Annotated in this window: 2 protein-coding genes; both read left to right on the top strand. The window is 73.2% G+C overall.

Annotated elements, in window-relative coordinates; translation table 11 throughout:
• Positions 1–995, top strand: a 995-nt coding sequence (locus AB8Z36_RS38980; protein WP_369218097.1) for a zinc-binding dehydrogenase, incomplete at its 5' end; no start/stop codon positions are given.
• A gap of 48 nt (positions 996–1,043) precedes the next feature.
• The coding region (locus AB8Z36_RS38975) for a GNAT family N-acetyltransferase (protein WP_369218096.1) at positions 1,044–1,550 on the top strand (507 nt) is incomplete at its 3' end.

The following is a 1,550-nucleotide window of genomic DNA, read 5'->3' as shown; positions in this document are numbered from 1 at the left end:
CCTTCGGCCCCGCCGAGAACCTCGTCTACGAGGAGACGGCGCGCCCCGAACCCGCCCCGGGCCAGGTCCGCGTCACCGTGGCCGCCGCCGGCGTGCACCTCCTGGACACCGCGATCCGCGAGGGCATGCAGGGGCCGCTCCCCGAACTGCCCTCCTTGCCGACGATTCCCGGCCGTGAGGTGGCGGGCACCGTAGCGGCCCTGGGCGAGGGCGTCGACCCGTCCTGGCTCGGCAAGCGCGTCGTCGCCCACCTCGGCTTCGCCCCCGGCGGCTACGCCGAAGAGGCCGTCACCGAAGCCTCCCGCCTCCACGAACTCCCCGCCGACCTGGACTTCGCCGAAGCCGTCGCCCTGATCGGCACGGGCCGTACGACGATGGGGATACTCCAGTTCGCGGAGCCGACCGCCGACTCCGTAGTCATCGTCCCCGCCGCGGCGGGCGGCATCGGCACGCTCCTCACCCAGTACGCCAAGCACCGCGGCGCCACGGTCATCGGCCTCGCGGGCGGCCCCGAAAAAACGGCCCATGCGCGCGCGTACGGCGCCGACCTGGCCGTGGACTACCTGAACCCCGCCTGGCCCGACGAAGTACGCACGTACCTGAAGGAGGAGCTCGACGGCCGCTCCGCCACCGTCGTCTTCGACGGCGTGGGCGGCGACGCGGGCCTGGCGGCGGTGGATCTGCTCGGGCCCGGCGGTACGCACATCGTCTTCGGCTGGTCCGGCAAGGGGCCGCACGACGGCGAACCGCTCACCTTCACCGAGGACGAGCTGGCCGCGCGCGGCATCACCCAGGTCAATGTCCTCGGCCCCGCCATGATGCGCAGGGCGGGCGGTGACGACCCCGTGCGCACCCTGGAGCTCGCCGCCCTCGCCGAGGCCGCCACGGGTCACTTCACCCCGGCCGTGCGGCGCTACCCCCTGGCGGAGGCCGCGGCGGCCCACCGTGCCCTTGAGTCGCGCGGCACGACGGGCAAGGTGGTCCTGATCCCCTAGCCCATAATCCGGATGCTCGCACCGCAGCCGGGAACTACCGTCCGTTATATGGATATGGAACCCGTCGAGATCCCCGCGAGGCCCCCCGTCCGGTTCCGGGAGATTCCCGAGGCCGGGATCGACCGGGCCCTGTCCCTGGCGTACCTCGTCTTCCACGAGAGCCCGGAGGACGAGAAGCGCAAGCACCACCACGACCTGCTGCTCGGCTGCACGCGCGTGGGGGCGTACGACGGGGACGAACTGGTCGGATTCCTCGCGGCGTTCCCCTTCACCGTCTCGGTGCCCGGCGCCGACCTCCCCTGCGCGGGCCTGACGTTCGTCTCCGTCGCGCCGACGCACCGCCGCCGGGGCGTGCTGACCGGGCTGATCGCGGAGCTGTTCGCGCGCGCGGCGGCCGACGGCGCCCCGATCGCCTCCCTGTGGGCGTCGGAGGACGCGATCTACGGCAGGTTCGGCTTCGGCTCCGCCACCCATGGACACACCATCGAGATCGACTCCCGCCGCCCGCTCGCCCTGCGCATCACCCCCGACGAGCGCCCCCTGCACCTGATCGAC

This window comes from Streptomyces flavofungini, from assembly GCF_041028215.1.
Classification (GTDB): domain Bacteria; phylum Actinomycetota; class Actinomycetes; order Streptomycetales; family Streptomycetaceae; genus Streptomyces; species Streptomyces flavofungini_B.
This window is presented reverse-complemented; position numbering and strand designations above follow the sequence as displayed.